Annotated in this window: 14 protein-coding genes; 7 read left to right on the top strand and 7 right to left on the bottom strand. The window is 37.1% G+C overall.

Annotated features, from left to right (window positions below):
• Nucleotide 1: 1 nt before the first annotated feature.
• The 4 genes from ilvD to ilvG form a co-directional block, all read right to left on the bottom strand.
• The gene (gene ilvD / locus A9G45_RS09660) at nucleotides 2–1,852 is read right to left on the bottom strand and encodes a dihydroxy-acid dehydratase (protein WP_065566705.1); all 1,851 of its coding nucleotides are present in this window, start codon (nucleotides 1,850–1,852) and stop codon (nucleotides 2–4) included.
• 117 nt (nucleotides 1,853–1,969) lie between these two features.
• A complete protein-coding gene (locus A9G45_RS09655) occupies nucleotides 1,970–2,899 on the bottom strand; it encodes a branched-chain amino acid transaminase (protein ID WP_065566704.1) in 930 nt (309 codons plus the stop codon).
• Between the two features lie 167 nt (nucleotides 2,900–3,066).
• A complete protein-coding gene (gene ilvM / locus A9G45_RS09650; RefSeq protein WP_081297880.1) occupies nucleotides 3,067–3,297 on the bottom strand; it encodes an acetolactate synthase 2 small subunit in 231 nt (76 codons plus the stop codon).
• Between the two features lie 3 nt (nucleotides 3,298–3,300).
• Complete coding sequence (gene ilvG, locus A9G45_RS09645; protein ID WP_065566703.1) at nucleotides 3,301–4,977, bottom strand: acetolactate synthase 2 catalytic subunit; 1,677 nt, start codon at nucleotides 4,975–4,977, stop codon at nucleotides 3,301–3,303.
• Between the two features lie 876 nt (nucleotides 4,978–5,853).
• On the opposite strand from ilvG, the gene A9G45_RS09640 reads away from it, so the two are divergent.
• Both A9G45_RS09640 and A9G45_RS09635 read left to right on the top strand, forming a co-directional pair.
• Nucleotides 5,854–6,741: an SDR family oxidoreductase gene (locus A9G45_RS09640; protein WP_065566702.1), complete on the top strand. Its 888-nt coding sequence runs from the start codon at nucleotides 5,854–5,856 to the stop codon at nucleotides 6,739–6,741.
• Nucleotides 6,742–6,886: 145 nt separating this feature from the next.
• Nucleotides 6,887–7,612: a hypothetical protein gene (locus A9G45_RS09635; protein ID WP_065566701.1), complete on the top strand. Its 726-nt coding sequence runs from the start codon at nucleotides 6,887–6,889 to the stop codon at nucleotides 7,610–7,612.
• Nucleotides 7,613–8,038: 426 nt separating this feature from the next.
• Here A9G45_RS09635 and A9G45_RS09630 read toward each other — a convergent pair whose 3' ends face one another.
• Nucleotides 8,039–8,425, bottom strand: coding sequence for a hypothetical protein (locus A9G45_RS09630; protein WP_065566700.1), 387 nt, complete (start codon nucleotides 8,423–8,425; stop codon nucleotides 8,039–8,041).
• An 83-nt stretch (nucleotides 8,426–8,508) separates the two neighbouring features.
• Nucleotides 8,509–9,135 carry a transcriptional repressor LexA gene (gene lexA, locus A9G45_RS09625; RefSeq protein WP_065566699.1) on the bottom strand — a complete coding sequence of 209 codons (627 nt, stop codon included), beginning with the start codon at nucleotides 9,133–9,135 and terminating at the stop codon, nucleotides 8,509–8,511.
• 244 nt (nucleotides 9,136–9,379) lie between these two features.
• Between lexA and coaE the strand changes: the two genes are divergently transcribed.
• The 4 genes from coaE to tsaD are packed head-to-tail and all read left to right on the top strand — an operon-like array spanning nucleotide 9,380 to nucleotide 12,017.
• Nucleotides 9,380–9,985, top strand: a complete 606-nt coding sequence (coaE, locus tag A9G45_RS09620) for a dephospho-CoA kinase (protein ID WP_065566698.1) — start codon at nucleotides 9,380–9,382, stop codon at nucleotides 9,983–9,985.
• A 4-nt stretch (nucleotides 9,986–9,989) separates the two neighbouring features.
• Entirely contained in the window at nucleotides 9,990–10,727 is a 738-nt protein-coding gene (locus A9G45_RS09615; protein WP_065566697.1) for a cell division protein ZapD, read from the top strand.
• A gap of 37 nt (nucleotides 10,728–10,764) precedes the next feature.
• Nucleotides 10,765–10,983: a DNA gyrase inhibitor YacG gene (gene yacG / locus A9G45_RS09610; protein WP_065566696.1), complete on the top strand. Its 219-nt coding sequence runs from the start codon at nucleotides 10,765–10,767 to the stop codon at nucleotides 10,981–10,983.
• Complete coding sequence (gene tsaD / locus A9G45_RS09605) at nucleotides 10,983–12,017, top strand: tRNA (adenosine(37)-N6)-threonylcarbamoyltransferase complex transferase subunit TsaD (protein ID WP_065566695.1); 1,035 nt, start codon at nucleotides 10,983–10,985, stop codon at nucleotides 12,015–12,017. The genes yacG and tsaD overlap by 1 nt, the downstream gene beginning before the upstream one ends.
• A gap of 110 nt (nucleotides 12,018–12,127) precedes the next feature.
• Here tsaD and A9G45_RS09600 read toward each other — a convergent pair whose 3' ends face one another.
• Nucleotides 12,128–12,472 (bottom strand): DUF4282 domain-containing protein, encoded by a 345-nt coding sequence (locus A9G45_RS09600; protein WP_081297879.1) that lies wholly within the window; start codon nucleotides 12,470–12,472, stop codon nucleotides 12,128–12,130.
• 123 nt (nucleotides 12,473–12,595) lie between these two features.
• On the opposite strand from A9G45_RS09600, the gene ycaO reads away from it, so the two are divergent.
• On the top strand, nucleotides 12,596–14,365 hold the full coding sequence (gene ycaO, locus A9G45_RS09595) for a 30S ribosomal protein S12 methylthiotransferase accessory factor YcaO (protein WP_065566759.1): 1,770 nt from the start codon (nucleotides 12,596–12,598) through the stop codon (nucleotides 14,363–14,365).
• Nucleotides 14,366–14,912: the final 547 nt, after the last annotated feature.

Raw genomic sequence — 14,912 nt, 5'->3', positions numbered from 1 at the left:
ATTAACCTCCTAGTTTGCTTTTATCACGAACGGCGCCTTTATCGGCACTTGTTGCTAAACTGGCGTAAGCTTTAAGCGCGTATGATACATAGCGATTGCGGTTATGCGGAGTAAAGGCTTTGTCGCCACGGGCAAGTTCGGCTACGCGACGGCGCTCAAGTTCATCAGCAGGCACATCTAATACTAATTTGCGATTTGGGATATCAATATCAATCATGTCGCCATTTCGTACCAGACCGATTAATCCACCATTTGCCGCTTCTGGCGAGATATGACCAATGGATAAGCCCGATGAACCACCCGAAAATCTGCCATCGGTAATTAGTGCACAGGATTTGCCAAGCCCCATTGATTTTAAGTAGCTTGTTGGATAGAGCATTTCTTGCATACCAGGTCCCCCTTTTGGACCTTCGTAAATAATGACAACCACATCACCAGCCACGACTTTGCCACCTAAAATCGCATCGACGGCGTCTTCTTGGCTTTCAAACACTTTTGCTGGTCCTTTAAAAACGAGATTTTCAGTGGCAACCCCTGCGGTTTTTACAATAGCGCCATCAAGCGCAACGTTACCATAGAGTGTGGCAAGCCCGCCATCTTGGCTATAGGCATGTGCTTTGTTACGAATGCAACCATTTTGGCGATCATCATCAAGCGTGTCCCAGTAGCAATCTTGTGAAAATGCTTTGGTGGTTCGAATGCCAGCAGGTCCACTACGATACATTTTTTTTATGGATTCATCAGTGGTTTGTGTAATGTCATATTTAGCAAAAGTTTCCTCTAACGAAAGCCCAAGTACATTATGAACATTACGGTTGAGTAACCCCGCTTTGTTTAATTCTGACATAATAGCTACAACACCACCCGCACGGTGCACATCTTCCATATGATATAATTGCGTGCTTGGCGCCACTTTACATAAGTGAGGGACTTTGCGTGATAGTCTGTCAATGTCAGACATGGTAAAGTCAATTTCGCCTTCTTGCGCGGTTGCCAATAAATGTAATACTGTATTCGTTGAACCGCCCATAGCTATATCAAGTGACATGGCGTTTTCGTATGCGGCTTTGGTGGCAATGGAACGAGGAAGATAAGATTCATCATCTTGTTCATAATAACGTTTGGTGATTTCAACAATACGTTTAGCTGCATTTAAAAAGAGTTGTTCACGTTGTTTGTGTGTCGCAACCAGCGAGCCATTACCAGGTAGTGAAAGCCCTAAAGCTTCGGTTAAGCAGTTCATGGAATTGGCGGTAAACATGCCAGAGCAAGAGCCACAGGTAGGACAGGCTGATTCTTCAATGGCTTTGCTATCTTCATCGCTAACATTGGGATTGGCACTTTGGATCATGGCATCGACTAAGTCTAATTTGATGATTTGGTCAGATAATTTGGTTTTACCTGCCTCCATTGGTCCACCTGATACAAATACCGTTGGAATATTTAAGCGAAGCGAGGCCATTAACATACCCGGTGTGATTTTGTCGCAGTTTGAAATGCAGATCATGGCATCAGCACAATGTGCATTAACCATATATTCCACTGAATCAGCAATCAGTTCCCGTGATGGTAAGGAATAAAGCATCCCACCATGCCCCATAGCGATACCATCATCAACGGCAATAGTATTAAATTCTTTGGCAATGCCACCAGATGCTTCAATTTGCTTGGCGACCAGTTGTCCAATATCTTTTAAATGGACATGCCCAGGTACAAATTGTGTGAATGAGTTAACCACCGCAATGATGGGTTTACCAAAGTCTTCATTTTTAACGCCAGTTGCACGCCATAATGCGCGGGCGCCAGCCATATTTCGGCCTTCGATCGAGGTTGCTGAACGATATTTAGGCATTTCTTGCTCCCAATTTTTATGCAAGTAACCGTGTGTAACGGTTTATAGTTCTTTAAAATCTATCATCAAGTTAACATGCTATCCGCCAAATACGTTGGCGGATTTTGATTTTATAGTTTATTTAATTGGATCTAACCAACCGTATTTATCTTCAGTGTTACCATTAAATAAGCCAAAAAATGCTTGTTGAATTTGTTTGGTAATTGGACCACAACGACCAATACCAATTTGAATGCGGTCAACACTGCGCACAGGTGTGATTTCGGCAGCAGTACCTGTCATAAAGACTTCGTCGGCTAGATAAAGTGATTCACGTGATAGTATTTGTTCGCGAACTTCAATACCAATATCGCGTGCTAGCGTTAATACTGCATCGCGCGTAATACCTGGTAGCGCTGAAGACGATAAAACAGGCGTATATAAAATACCGTCTTTAATAATAAATAGATTTTCGCCAGCCCCCTCAGATAAGTGACCATGCACATCTAATGCAATACCTTCTTGGAAGCCATTAGCGCGCGCTTCTGAGCCGATTAATAATGATGATAAATAGTTACCACCTGCTTTAGCAGCAGCTGGAATGGTATTTGATGCAACACGATTCCAAGAAGATACCATAGCATCAATACCTTGATCTAATGCTTCTTCACCTAAATAGGCGCCCCATGGAAATGCGGCAATCATAACATCAGTTTTATAGCCAGCAGGTGGATTAACGCCCATGCCTACATCACCAATAAACACGAGAGGGCGAATGTAAGCGCTTTCTAAATTGTTTTTCTTGATGACTTGGCGAGTCGCTTCCATGATTTCTTCAAGTGAATAAGGAACAGGAAAACGATAAATTTTGGCTGAATTTAATAATCTTTGTGCGTGTTCTTTATGACGAAATATTGCAGGTCCTTTATGTGTATTATAACAACGAACACCTTCAAATACTGATGTGCCATAATGTAAGGCATGCGACATAACGTGCACTTTGGCATCTGCCCATGGAACCATCTCACCATTTAACCAAATATAATCAGATTTTGTTGTCGAACTCATTGTGTTTTCCTCTTCAATTTTACTATTTGCTAAGCATGTATTTTGCTTTAGGTATTTTTGCTTTAACGGTCAAGCATTATACTATACTTTTTTGTTTATTTAACGGCTAAAATGTTTGTTTGCTTTATTTAAATATCTATTTAATAATAAGTTATTTTTAATGGCTTTTATTCAATTGCTATTACATCCTCTAATTTTTCGACTTGCTTTTGTAATGTCGAAAGCCATCTTTCAGTTGTTAGAGTGATGGTTAGAATCAATAAATTGTTTTCAATAGTTTGCATTTGCATTGATGTAATGTGCCCACCACGATGACGGAGCACCCGTAATATACGTTCAAGCGAGCCCAATTTGTCATAAGCTTTTATGGTCAATTGATGTTGCATCTGTTCGTTCATCACTTACTCCTTACCACTTTTATCTAACATGTTTTCGTTAGCCGCTCCTGGCGGTACTAAAGGCCATACGTTTTCTAATTCATCTATGCATACATGCAAAAGGTAAGCACCGGTTGAATTGAACAAGTTATCAAGTGCTGTATTGATTTGTGATTTTTTACTGATACTTTGCCCCGGTATGTCAAACGCTTTGGCTAACATTAAAAAGTCTGGGTTGTCTGATAAATTGGTTTCGCTATATCTTTCGTTAAAAAATAACTCTTGCCACTGGCGAACCATGCCTAAGCGTTGATTATCAATTAATACAATTTTTATTGGTAATTTTTTACGTTTAATCGTGGTTAATTCTTGGACATTCATCATAAAAGATCCATCACCTGATACGCAAATCACACAATCAGTTGGTCTTGCCATTTGTGCGCCAACTGCTGCAGGTAAACCAAAGCCCATTGTGCCAAGCCCACTTGATGTAATAAAGTTTTGTGGATGATTAAAACGCATATGCTGGGCTGTCCACATTTGGTGTTGCCCAACATCTGTTGTGATAATGGTGTTGGCCAATTTGCGTTCCGAAATCATTTTTAATAATGTTGGGGCGTAAATAGCCTCACCAGGATGATCGTAACGAGTTGGGTGTTGAGCTTTTAGTTCTTCAATCTTTTGGTGCCAAGCTTGTATCGATACGCTTTGATTAAGCAATGGTAATACCTGCTTTATGTCCCCTTGTAATCCTAAGTGACTTTGGCGTAATTTATTGATTTCGGCTTGATCAATATCGATATGAAGCACTTTAGCATGTCGCGCAAATTCATTAAGATTACCAGTCACCCTGTCATCAAATCGAACGCCTAAGGCTATTAATAAATCGCACTCTTGCACCGCTAAGTTCGCCGCTTTGGCTCCGTGCATACCAATTAATCCTAAATAATAAGGGTTATTAATATCTGCAACGCCAAGTCCTTTTAGGGTTGATACACTTGGGATTTGTGTGAATGTCATAAAGTCTCTTAGCTCAGATATTGCACCAGACAGCCCAACCCCGCCACCAATGTAAAGTATTGGCTTTTTGGCTTGGGCAATCATTTCTTTAGCGTGTTTTATATCACTAGGCCTGATTGGGTAGAGTTGAGTCTTATCTTGAGTGGTTTTTAATGAGGATGGTGTTAAATATTGTTGATAGTCAAGGTTGGCAAGCTGTATATCTTTGGGAATATCAATCAATATTGGCCCAGGTCTGCCTGAACAGGCTAAATTAAACGCCTGTTCTAAGGTATTTGGTAAGTCTTTGGCGTCGTCAATTAAGTAACTGTGCTTGGTACAAGCTAGCGATAATCCTAAAACATCGACTTCTTGAAAGGCATCGGTGCCAATTAACTTGGTCGGTACTTGCCCTGTTATAGCAACAACAGGAACTGAATCAATTAAGGCATCAGCAAGACCTGTAATGATGTTAGTTGCACCAGGCCCTGATGTAGCGATGCAAACCCCGATTTTTCCAGTTGCACGCGCATAGCCAATGGCGGCCATAGCGGCTCCTTGCTCATGCCGACACAGCACATGCTCAATGCCGCCATCATAAAGTGCATCGTAAAGAGGCATAATTTGTCCACCAGGATACCCAAAAACGGTGGTTACGCCTTTTTCTTTTAAGGTTTTTACTATCCACTGTGTTCCTAACATTTATTCCTCACTTGTGCTTTTTTTGTTCAGTTGTTATTCATAAAAAAACCCCCGCTTTTGGAGAGCGGGGGTTTTTGAGTTATGTACGAACATATTTTTAATTCAAAAAACGCCCCCGCGTTGGAATAATGACCACGCTGACAATAATAATGTTGATGAGGACGAGTTTGAGTGAAAATTTCATAATGTTGTATAATTAACTTTTTTGTCATTTTTAAAAACTATTTCTAACAAAATACTCGTTTTAAAAAAAAGTGCAACAGTTTTTTTTAGCTTTTGTAATATGATTTGCAATATGAAATGAAGAATTGATAAAAAAGTTTCAATATTGAAAACAGCGATAGAGTAAAAGTGCTAAAAACATTTTCTTGATGGTGTTAACTATTGCTACGATATTAATTATAATAAAACCGTTATAATTTAATTTAAATCAATTGGTTATTAATGAAAATAATTTGCTGTACTAAGCCTGTTATCACTAGCTTAATATATCGTAATTTGCTACACTTAATCAGGTGCAAGATTATGCAGCATTTATGGCTTTGGTATTATTGCTTTTATTGAATCCACCAAGCCAATCATGGAAAGTCACCTTTTATTATTTAGTCGCCTAAAATTTTTATTCATTTAGTTTTTATGCATTTAGTTTTTATGCATTTAGTTTAAAAGTTTGAGGCAATGATATTGAGAAATACTATTAAGCTTTAAGAAATAAATATTCTAATTTTTTATTATCGGTAAATATAATTTATTGAATTAGTTAGGTATTTTAAAGATTAAAATATGCTTATCAATAGGATTTTGTGATCATTAATTAATTTTATTTAAGTTATATTGAATTTGTTTTCAAATACATGGTTAACTTAGGAGAAAATTATGAGCAAACACATCTATAATCCACTTACCAAATATCATCATACTAATTTCCCAAAACAAACACAGACTGCTCCCGCTTTACAGTGCGAAATGACCCCCACTCCAGATTGTGGTGAAAAAAGTTATCAAGGTCACGGGCGCCTAGAGGGACGTAAGATACTTGTTACTGGTGGCGATTCAGGTATTGGCCGTGCAGCAGCAATTGCTTATGCTAAAGAGGGCGCTGATGTGGCAATAAACTACCTTCCAATTGAGCAAAAAGATGCAGAAGAAGTCGCCAAAGTTATTCAAGCATCTGGACGTAAAGCGGTGCTAATTCCTGGTGATTTAAGCGATGAAGCTTTTTGCAAAAAATTAGTTGATGAAGCGCACCATCAATTAGGTGGATTAGATAATTTAACCTTGGTTGCGGGTAAGCAAACTGCGGTTGAAGATATTATGGATCTCACAACTGAGCAAATTAAGAAAACCTTTGAAATTAATGTGTTTTCACTTTTTTGGGTTACTAAAGCGGCGTTGGGTTATTTAAAACCAGGTTCAACAATTATTACTACTTCGTCTGTTCAAGCTTATCAGCCGAGTGGTAATTTATTAGATTATGCCGCCACCAAAACGGCCATTATCGCTTTTACTCGTGGTTTAGCTAAGCAATTAGCGCATAAGGGCATTCGTGTGAATAGCGTGGCACCAGGGCCTGTTTGGACTCCATTACAAATTTGTGGTGGTCAACCAAGTGATGTCATTCCTGAATTTGGTCAACAAACTCCATTACAAAGAGCAGGTCAGCCAGTTGAACTTGCTGGTGTTTATGTACATTTAGCATCAGAAGAGTCAAGTTATACCACTGGCGAAACCTATGGCGTTACAGGTGGTATGCATATTAATTAATTGATATTTTTTACTGCAAAAGGGCGGATTTAAGTCCTTTTGCTGTTTATGCTATGATATAATTTATGATTTAAAATCAACAGGCTATGATGTATAAAATCATTATAGTCACAATATAAAAATAGAAAACCAAAAGGGCAATAAAATGAAACTTTTAAAAGTGATTACGTTAGCAATGTTAGGCTTTTTTTTAGTTAATTGTGATAATTCAAAATCAACAACTGATGATATTAAACAAAAAAGTGAGCAAACAGGCTCAGAAATGAGTGATAAGGCAGAGCAATTAGGCAGTGAAATGAGTGATAAAGCTGGGCAATTAGGTAGTGAAATTAGTGATAAAGCTAGTAAATTAGGCTCGCAAATTGAAGAGAAAGCTGAACAATTAAGCTCACAAGTTAGTGATAAGGCCAGTCAATTAGGTGCAAAAGTCAGCGAGCAAGTTAAGCAAGTTAGTTCAGCTGTTAGTGATAAAGCTCAAGATTTGTATGAACAAACAAAATCTGAAAAGGATGATATGCTTAATAAGGTAAGAGAAGGTCATTATGGCGTTGCTCAAGATTTAATGCTTAAAGCCATCAAAACAAAATTACCGGCCACAATGGATTCAAGTACTACTTTAGTTGATGTATCAGCTGAGAATAATACTATTAATTATAAATATAATGTGAATAATATCACTAAAGATGCATTACAAAATGAAAGCACTCAAAAAGAGGTAAAAAACAACTTGATTGAGTTTTATTGTGGTGATAGTGCAAGTATGAAAACACTACGATTAGTCTTTCCACGAGGCGCTAACCATAATTACTATATCAATAATGATAAAGTTTTTTCAGTGGATGTAAAACCAAGTGATTGTGAAGATGATTAAATAGACTTTGATTAAATAAAAAATAGTAAAAATTGACTAATCACAAAAGGGCTAATCAAGCCCTTTTTAACGTTCTTCACTAATTTCAAGATAATTCAGGGTATAGCAAAAACAGCGCGCTAACAGGCGGCTATAGGCAGAGTTGAAAAGCAGTATTATCTTAATGTTAAGAACGTATTTATAGCGTTTATAGCGACGAGCACAGTCTAATATTTTGACAAGAATCAATCACTCAAAAAAGTGAGTATTATGGATGATATGAGCAACTATCAATAATCGCATTTTGTAGTCATGCATGGGAGAGTTCATCTGTTGCGTTATATCTGCTTGTATCGATTTATTATTTAATTTATTTTTAGGATAAAAAAATCCAGTAATTTGATACTGGATTTGTAGTTGTTTTATTGTTTTTTATAAGTTAATCGGTTAATCAACTGGGTAAAAATCATTTGTAACACCGCTGTTATCGTCACTTTCGTGATCGTGGCTACTTGATCCTGGTATTGCTCTAGAGCGTTCGATAGGCACATAACTACCGCTTGGCGTTTCAACTTGGCATTCACCCAAAAAGATAGAATATTTGGTGTTGGCATGCATGCTTTCACCTCTAAAATAGCAATGAGTTGCATTGTATAAATCAGTTCGGCAAAGCACAGCAATGATTAACCAAACAATGAGTACAGCTAAAGATACCCATTTTAATTGTTTCCATATTAAGGACCAAAATCCAATTCCTCTAAAACGGCAGTAGCCTAAAATAAGTAATAGCGTTGCAATAAATCCTAAAAATTCGTATAACCAAAATAGCCACATAGTTGTCTCCCCACACTTTAGTGTGGTTGTTATTTTATACTAACTTTTCTTACACATCTATACACTTGCAATGATGTTTATTGTTACATCCACGATCCGTTACGGATGATACCAACAGCAAGTCCTTCAATGGCAAAGTTTTGTTGTTCTAAATCAACTTCAATTGGTGAAAACTCTTCATTTTCGGCAATTAAACGGACATGCTTACCTTTGCAAGATAAACGTTTAACGGTGACTTCGTCATCAATGCGAGCAACAACGATTTGACCATTTTTAACGTCTTGAGTTTTGTGTACTGCTAATAAGTCACCATCTAATATTCCGATATCTTTCATTGACATGCCATGCACTCTTAATAAAAAGTCGGCATGAGGTTTAAATAGTGAAGGATCGACTTGGTAATGGCTTTCGATATGCTCTTGCGCTAGTATTGGTGATCCTGCGGCAACTTGACCAATAAGCGGTAAACCTTCAAAATCATTTTGTTCAACAGGACTTTCAAGCAAAAGGCGGATACCTCGTGAAGATCCTGCAATCATTTCAATAGCTCCTTTTTTAGCTAAAGCTTTAAGGTGTTCTTCGGCTGCATTAGCGGATCGAAACCCTAATTTTTTGGCGATTTCGGCACGCGTTGGTGGCATACCTGTGGTTTGAATGTTGTCTTTTATTAGATCATAAATTTGTTGCTGACGTGCGGTTAGTGGCCTCATTATTTTTTCCTGTTTTTATATACAGATACATGTAATTATATACAGCTAGTGATATAAAACAACTGTTTTATTTAATTTATTTTATAATCGTGGATAAATTTTTCGAATTATAGCTATTATGTACTATTTGGATGAATAGTTTTGTTAGCTGAATTATTAACTCAAGCTTATGGTTTGAGTTACATAATCAATCTACTTGTATGCTATAATAACTTAATATTTTTGTTGGATTGGAATTGACTTTATGCCTTATGTTGTTGCTTTAAGTGGCGGTATTGCCAGTGGTAAAAGTACTATTGCCAATTTGTTTGCCAAATTAGGTGTGCCTATTATCGATGCAGACATTATTGCAAGGCAAGTTGTGCAAGTTGGTAGCGATGCGCTTAACCAAATTGTTAAGCACTTTAGCCAAGAAATTTTGCTTGCCAATGGCGAACTCGATCGCAGTCAGTTACGCGAGATTATTTTTAATAATGATCATGAACGCCTTTGGCTTAATCATTTACTGCACCCCATAATTCAACAAGAAACACAAAAACAAATTGCTAGGCAAAATTCAACATATGTTATTTGGGTTGTACCACTATTGATTGAAAACAATTTACACACATTAGCAGATCGCGTATTAATAATCGATGCCCCGATCTCGTTACAATTGGCGCGATTAATAGAAAGAGATAATATTAGTCAATCACTAGCTGAAAAGATGATACGATCGCAAGTATCTTTGCAAAAACGCTTATCCTATGCTGATGATATCATTGTTAATGATGATAATTTTACGTCGCTAACTGCGCAAGTTGATCAATTGCATCAACAATATTTACATAACTTTAATGGTAAGATTTAAATAGATGAATGACATTATTTTTGAACATCCATTAAATGAAAAAATGCGTACTTGGCTCCGTATCGAATTTTTATTAAATCAATTAAATACACATTGCCATTTTGATCAGAATAATGCATTGCTTTTTTTTCATGCATTGTCCGAACTGTTAGAAATTATTGAGCGTAATGATGTTAAAGGCGATTTGACTAAAGAGCTTGAATCGCAAAAACAAAAGTTAACTTTGTGGCTAACTTTTGATTGTGTTGATCATGATCTCATTAATGAATTGATCCACCAGTTTGATGGTTTTTCAGCTCAATTTAATGAGATAGGACGCTTGGGACAGCCATTAAGAGATGATCGTTTTATTACTGCTATTCGCCAACGTTTGATGATCCCAGGTGGGTGTTGTAGTTTTGATTTGCCTTCGTTTCACTTATGGCTCAATATTTCACAAGAAAAGCGCGATATTCAAGTTAAAAGTTGGCTAGAGCACTTGTCAACGCTGGATAAATCTCTAACATACTATATGCAACTAATTAGGCAAATGGGCGAATTTAAGCGATTTGTTTGTTTTAACAATTTTTTTCAAGAAACTAATGGTGATGTAAACTTGGTTCGGATTCGAGTTTCGTCAGATAAAAATGTGTATCCACAAGTATCAGGTCATATGTCGCGCTTTAGTATTCGTTTTTTATCGCTAGATGTTTGTGATAACGTCAATACCGATAAGCTTGAATTTGAATTAGCTTGCTGTTAGTACTTTAAATACTGATTACTGAAAAGAAAGAGTCGAAATGAATAAAAATACAGCTATATTTGTTAATTGCCCAACTTGTCAAAAAAAAGTGGAATGGAATAATGATAGTCTTTATCGTCCATTTTGCAGTAAACGCTGCCAACTTATTGATTTAGGCGATTGGGCAACTGAAGCGCACCGCATCTCCGATAAAGATAGCACTGACCAAGATCTCTGGAGTGAAGAAGATCTTACTGATTTTGCAGGTAGACATTAATGAAGATCCTAGGCATTGAAACCTCGTGCGATGAAACAGGCATCGCCATTTATGATGATATTCATGGTTTGATTGCAAACCAACTTTATTCTCAAGTTAAATTACATGCTGATTATGGTGGCGTTGTGCCTGAGCTTGCTTCACGCGATCATATACGTAAAACAGTGCCGTTAATTCAAGCCGCATTAAAAGAAGCACATTTAGATTCAGCGGATATCGATGGTGTCGCTTATACTGCGGGTCCTGGTTTGATCGGCGCTTTGATGGTTGGTGCATCAATTGGGCGATCGCTTGCTTATGCATGGAATGTGCCAGCTATTGCAGTGCATCACATGGAAGGGCATTTGCTTGCACCAATGCTTGAAGATAACCCACCTGAATTTCCATTTGTTGCCTTATTAGTTTCTGGCGGGCATACACAGCTTATTAGCGTTACAGGTATTGGTCAATATGAACTTATTGGTGAATCCATTGATGATGCTGCTGGTGAAGCTTTTGATAAAACAGCTAAATTACTCGGGTTGGATTATCCTGGTGGCGCAAAATTGTCAAAGTTAGCCCAACAAGGCAATGCGTCACGTTTTTCGTTTCCTCGCCCAATGACGGATAGACCAGGGCTTGATTTTAGCTTTTCGGGGCTAAAAACTGCGGCGGCTAATACCATTTATCAGCATAGCACTGAGGGCAATGAGCTTGACAGCCAAACCAAAGCGGATATTGCGCGAGCCTTTGAAGATGCTTTAGTTGATACTTTATTAATTAAATCACGTCGAGCGCTTGATCAAACCGGCTTTAACCGTTTAGTCATTGCTGGTGGTGTGAGTGCTAATAATACCTTACGTGATAAATTAACTCAGTTGATGCAACAGCGTAAAGGTCAGGTTTATTACCCAAGACTTGAGTTTTGTACCGATAATGGCGCTATGATTGCCTATGCCGGTATGATTCATTTAAAAGCGAAGCAGTATTCCGATTTGGCCATTAATGTTAGACCAAGGTGGCCACTTAACGAGCTTAGTGTAGTTAATGAATAATTGTGGTTTTAATTTTATTGATAAAGCAATAAAAAGCGGGAATAAGTTCCCGCTTTTTAGCATAAATAATCAGTTTACTTATTGTTAATTTGCTGTATTTGGCTCGATGATTATTCTGTTTTTTCCGAATTAGTATTTTCAACGCCTGTTTTTTCTTCAGCGAGTTTTCTGATGTTATTGTTGATGCTAAATAATACACAAAGTAATTCAAAACCAATACGAGTTGAAATAAATCCTACAACAAAAGTAATGATACCAGTGAAAAACGCAACTATTCCTGCTGCAGCACTATAGGAAAATATAGCAAAGCTACCTATTATTATGCTTAATGCACTAAAGCCAACAAGCACTAAAGCAATCCAATATACGATAGTGATAAATACAGGTGTCATCATTTTATCAAAGAAAAAAAAGTCTTTGATGGAAATATCTTTAAAATTTATTTTTTTGTTCATTTTATTTCCTTATTGAAAGGGAGATTAATTTTTGACTTCTATTTTTTCTAATTTGCGTATACAGTTATAAGCCTTTAAAGCTGTAAAGCGTGATTATTGTAACATGAAATTATTTTGAGATTAATTATGAAAACTTATATTCCTGGAAAAGATGCTGCACTTGAAGATTCAATTAACTATTTTCAGCAACAATTAGCAAAATATGATTTAGATGTAAAAGAAGCTTCTTGGCTTAATCCTGTACCGAATGTATGGTCAGTGCATATTCAAAACACAAAGTGCCCCTTGTGCTTTGCTAATGGTAAAGGTGCAAGCAAAAAAGCGGCGTTAGCATCGGCCTTGGGTGAGTATTTTGAGCGGTTATCTACTAATTACTTTTTTTCCGATTTTTATTTAGGAAAACAAGTAGCAAATGCCGATTTTGTGCATTATCCGACCGAAAAATGGTTTACCATTCCTGAGGATAATTCCTTACCTAAAGGATTATTAACCCCAAACTTGCTGAAGTTTTATGATCCGGATAATGAACTATGTGCAACCGATTTAATCGATTTACAATCAAGTCATGGCGAGCGGGGTATTTGTGCGTTACCATTTGAGCAACAATCCGATAAGCAAACGGTTTATGTGCCAGTTAATTTAATTGCTAATTTATATGCATCTAACGGTATGTCAGCGGGCAATACTCGAAATGAAGCACGCGTGCAGGGGTTATCAGAAATTTTTGAACGTTATACCAAAAACAAAATCATAGCCGAAGCAATTAGCTTACCCCTAATTCCAACCGAAGTGATTAACCGATACCCAGCTGTTTTGGCAGCCATTAGCGCACTTGAAAGTGAAGGTTTTCCGCTTTATTGCTTTGACGCCTCATTGGGTGGTGAATTTCCCGTGATTTGTGTTGTGTTGTTTAATCCGCAAAATGGAACGTGTTATGCGTCATTTGGTGCACATCCAAATTTTGGAGTTGCCTTTGAACGAACCGTCACCGAGCTATTACAAGGGCGCAGTTTAAAAGATCTTGATGTGTTTTCTCCGCCAAGTTTTGATAATGATGAGATAGCGGATCTTAGTAATTTAGAAACGCACTTTATCGATTCAAGTGGCTTGATTTCATGGGATCTATTTAAAGAGCAAGCCGATTATGAATTTGTGGATTGGGATTTTTCGGGTACCACAGATCAAGAGTTCACTAATTTAATGTCTATTTTCCAGCGCCACAATACAGAAGTACTCATCATGGACTATGAGCATCTGGGCGTTTATGCTTGTCGTATTTTAGCTGTTGGCATGTCCGAAATTTACCCGCCGGAAGATCTGTTACTTGCCAATAGCAACATGGCAATTGGTCTACGCGATCTTATTTTGTCATTACCTCATAAGAAATTTAGCACAAAACAGTATTTGGCAATGATTGAACAGCTTGATGATGAAGGTCTGGATGATTATGCGCGTGTTCGTGAATTACTGGGCATTGCAACCGGTAGCGATAATGCTTGGTTAACATTGCGAATTGGCGAATTAAAGGCGATGCTGGCCTTGGCGGGTAAAGATTTAGATCAAGCACAACAATGGATTGACTGGACGATTGAAATGAATGCTTCGATATTTACACCAACACGTAATCATGCCTATCGTTGCTTGCAAACACTGGTTAATTTTATGATTGAACGTGATCCTCAAACATTTACTCAATACCAAAATGCATTTAGCAAAATGTATGGCAAAGATTGTGTTGATGAAATGTGGCAATATGCCAATGGTGAAAAAACATTTTTTGGCTTGGCGGATTTTGCCTCAGTCGATGAACTAGCCAATAACAATTTAGAGCAGTTTGCAATGCATCAAAAGTTGTTAGCCGTGTATCATAAATTACATCAAGCGATGCTATAGCATCGCTATTAAAACTCCACCGAATCAATTCGGTGGAATAGTTAAATTTATCTGTTTATTTGTCTAACTCGCTGATTTAACTAAAAAACATAAAACAAAAACTTTAATAAAATCAATGGGTTTTCTGAACGATTTTTGACTTAAGATTTAAGTATTAAAAACAAAATCGAAATCTTCCGCTTGTGCTTTTGTTAAGCGATTAGTTCAATTTATTGGGATAAAAAGAAAAGAAAGAATAAAAAGTCTTGTTTACAGGTAGTTTACAGATAGTTGCCCAACACATTGATTTAGCTAAAAAAACAGAAGATAAAAACTTTAATAAAATCAATAGTTTTTCTGAACGATTTTTGGCTTAAGATTTAAGTCTTAAAAACAAAATCGAAATCTTCCACTTGTGCTTTTGTTAAGCGATTAGTTCAATTTATTGGGATAAAAAGAAAAGAGTAAAAGTTTTTTACAGGTAGTTTTACAGATAGTTGCCCAACGCATTGATTTAACTAAAAAAATACAAAATAAAAACTTCAATAAAATCAATGGCTTTTCTGAA

The sequence above is a fragment of the Gilliamella sp. HK2 genome (genome assembly GCF_001690265.1).
Lineage (GTDB): Bacteria > Pseudomonadota > Gammaproteobacteria > Enterobacterales > Orbaceae > Gilliamella > Gilliamella apicola_C.
The sequence above is the reverse complement of the archived record's forward strand: the minus strand, read 5'-3'. Positions and strand labels throughout refer to the sequence as shown.

Excerpts from the sequence above, each read along its gene's own strand:
- A9G45_RS09655 (WP_065566704.1), bottom strand. The coding sequence starts at position 2,899 with ATGAGTTCGACAACAAAATCTGATTATATTTGGTTAAATGGTGAGATG.
- A9G45_RS09640 (WP_065566702.1), top strand. The coding sequence starts at position 5,854 with ATGAGCAAACACATCTATAATCCACTTACCAAATATCATCATACTAAT.
- ilvM (WP_081297880.1), bottom strand. The coding sequence starts at position 3,297 with ATGAACGAACAGATGCAACATCAATTGACCATAAAAGCTTATGACAAA.
- yacG (WP_065566696.1), top strand. The coding sequence starts at position 10,765 with ATGAATAAAAATACAGCTATATTTGTTAATTGCCCAACTTGTCAAAAA.
- coaE (WP_065566698.1), top strand. The coding sequence starts at position 9,380 with ATGCCTTATGTTGTTGCTTTAAGTGGCGGTATTGCCAGTGGTAAAAGT.
- A9G45_RS09630 (WP_065566700.1), bottom strand. The coding sequence starts at position 8,425 with ATGTGGCTATTTTGGTTATACGAATTTTTAGGATTTATTGCAACGCTA.
- tsaD (WP_065566695.1), top strand. The coding sequence starts at position 10,983 with ATGAAGATCCTAGGCATTGAAACCTCGTGCGATGAAACAGGCATCGCC.
- ilvG (WP_065566703.1), bottom strand. The coding sequence starts at position 4,977 with ATGTTAGGAACACAGTGGATAGTAAAAACCTTAAAAGAAAAAGGCGTA.
- A9G45_RS09635 (WP_065566701.1), top strand. The coding sequence starts at position 6,887 with ATGAAACTTTTAAAAGTGATTACGTTAGCAATGTTAGGCTTTTTTTTA.
- lexA (WP_065566699.1), bottom strand. The coding sequence starts at position 9,135 with ATGAGGCCACTAACCGCACGTCAGCAACAAATTTATGATCTAATAAAA.
- A9G45_RS09615 (WP_065566697.1), top strand. The coding sequence starts at position 9,990 with ATGAATGACATTATTTTTGAACATCCATTAAATGAAAAAATGCGTACT.
- A9G45_RS09600 (WP_081297879.1), bottom strand. The coding sequence starts at position 12,472 with ATGAACAAAAAAATAAATTTTAAAGATATTTCCATCAAAGACTTTTTT.
- ilvD (WP_065566705.1), bottom strand. The coding sequence starts at position 1,852 with ATGCCTAAATATCGTTCAGCAACCTCGATCGAAGGCCGAAATATGGCT.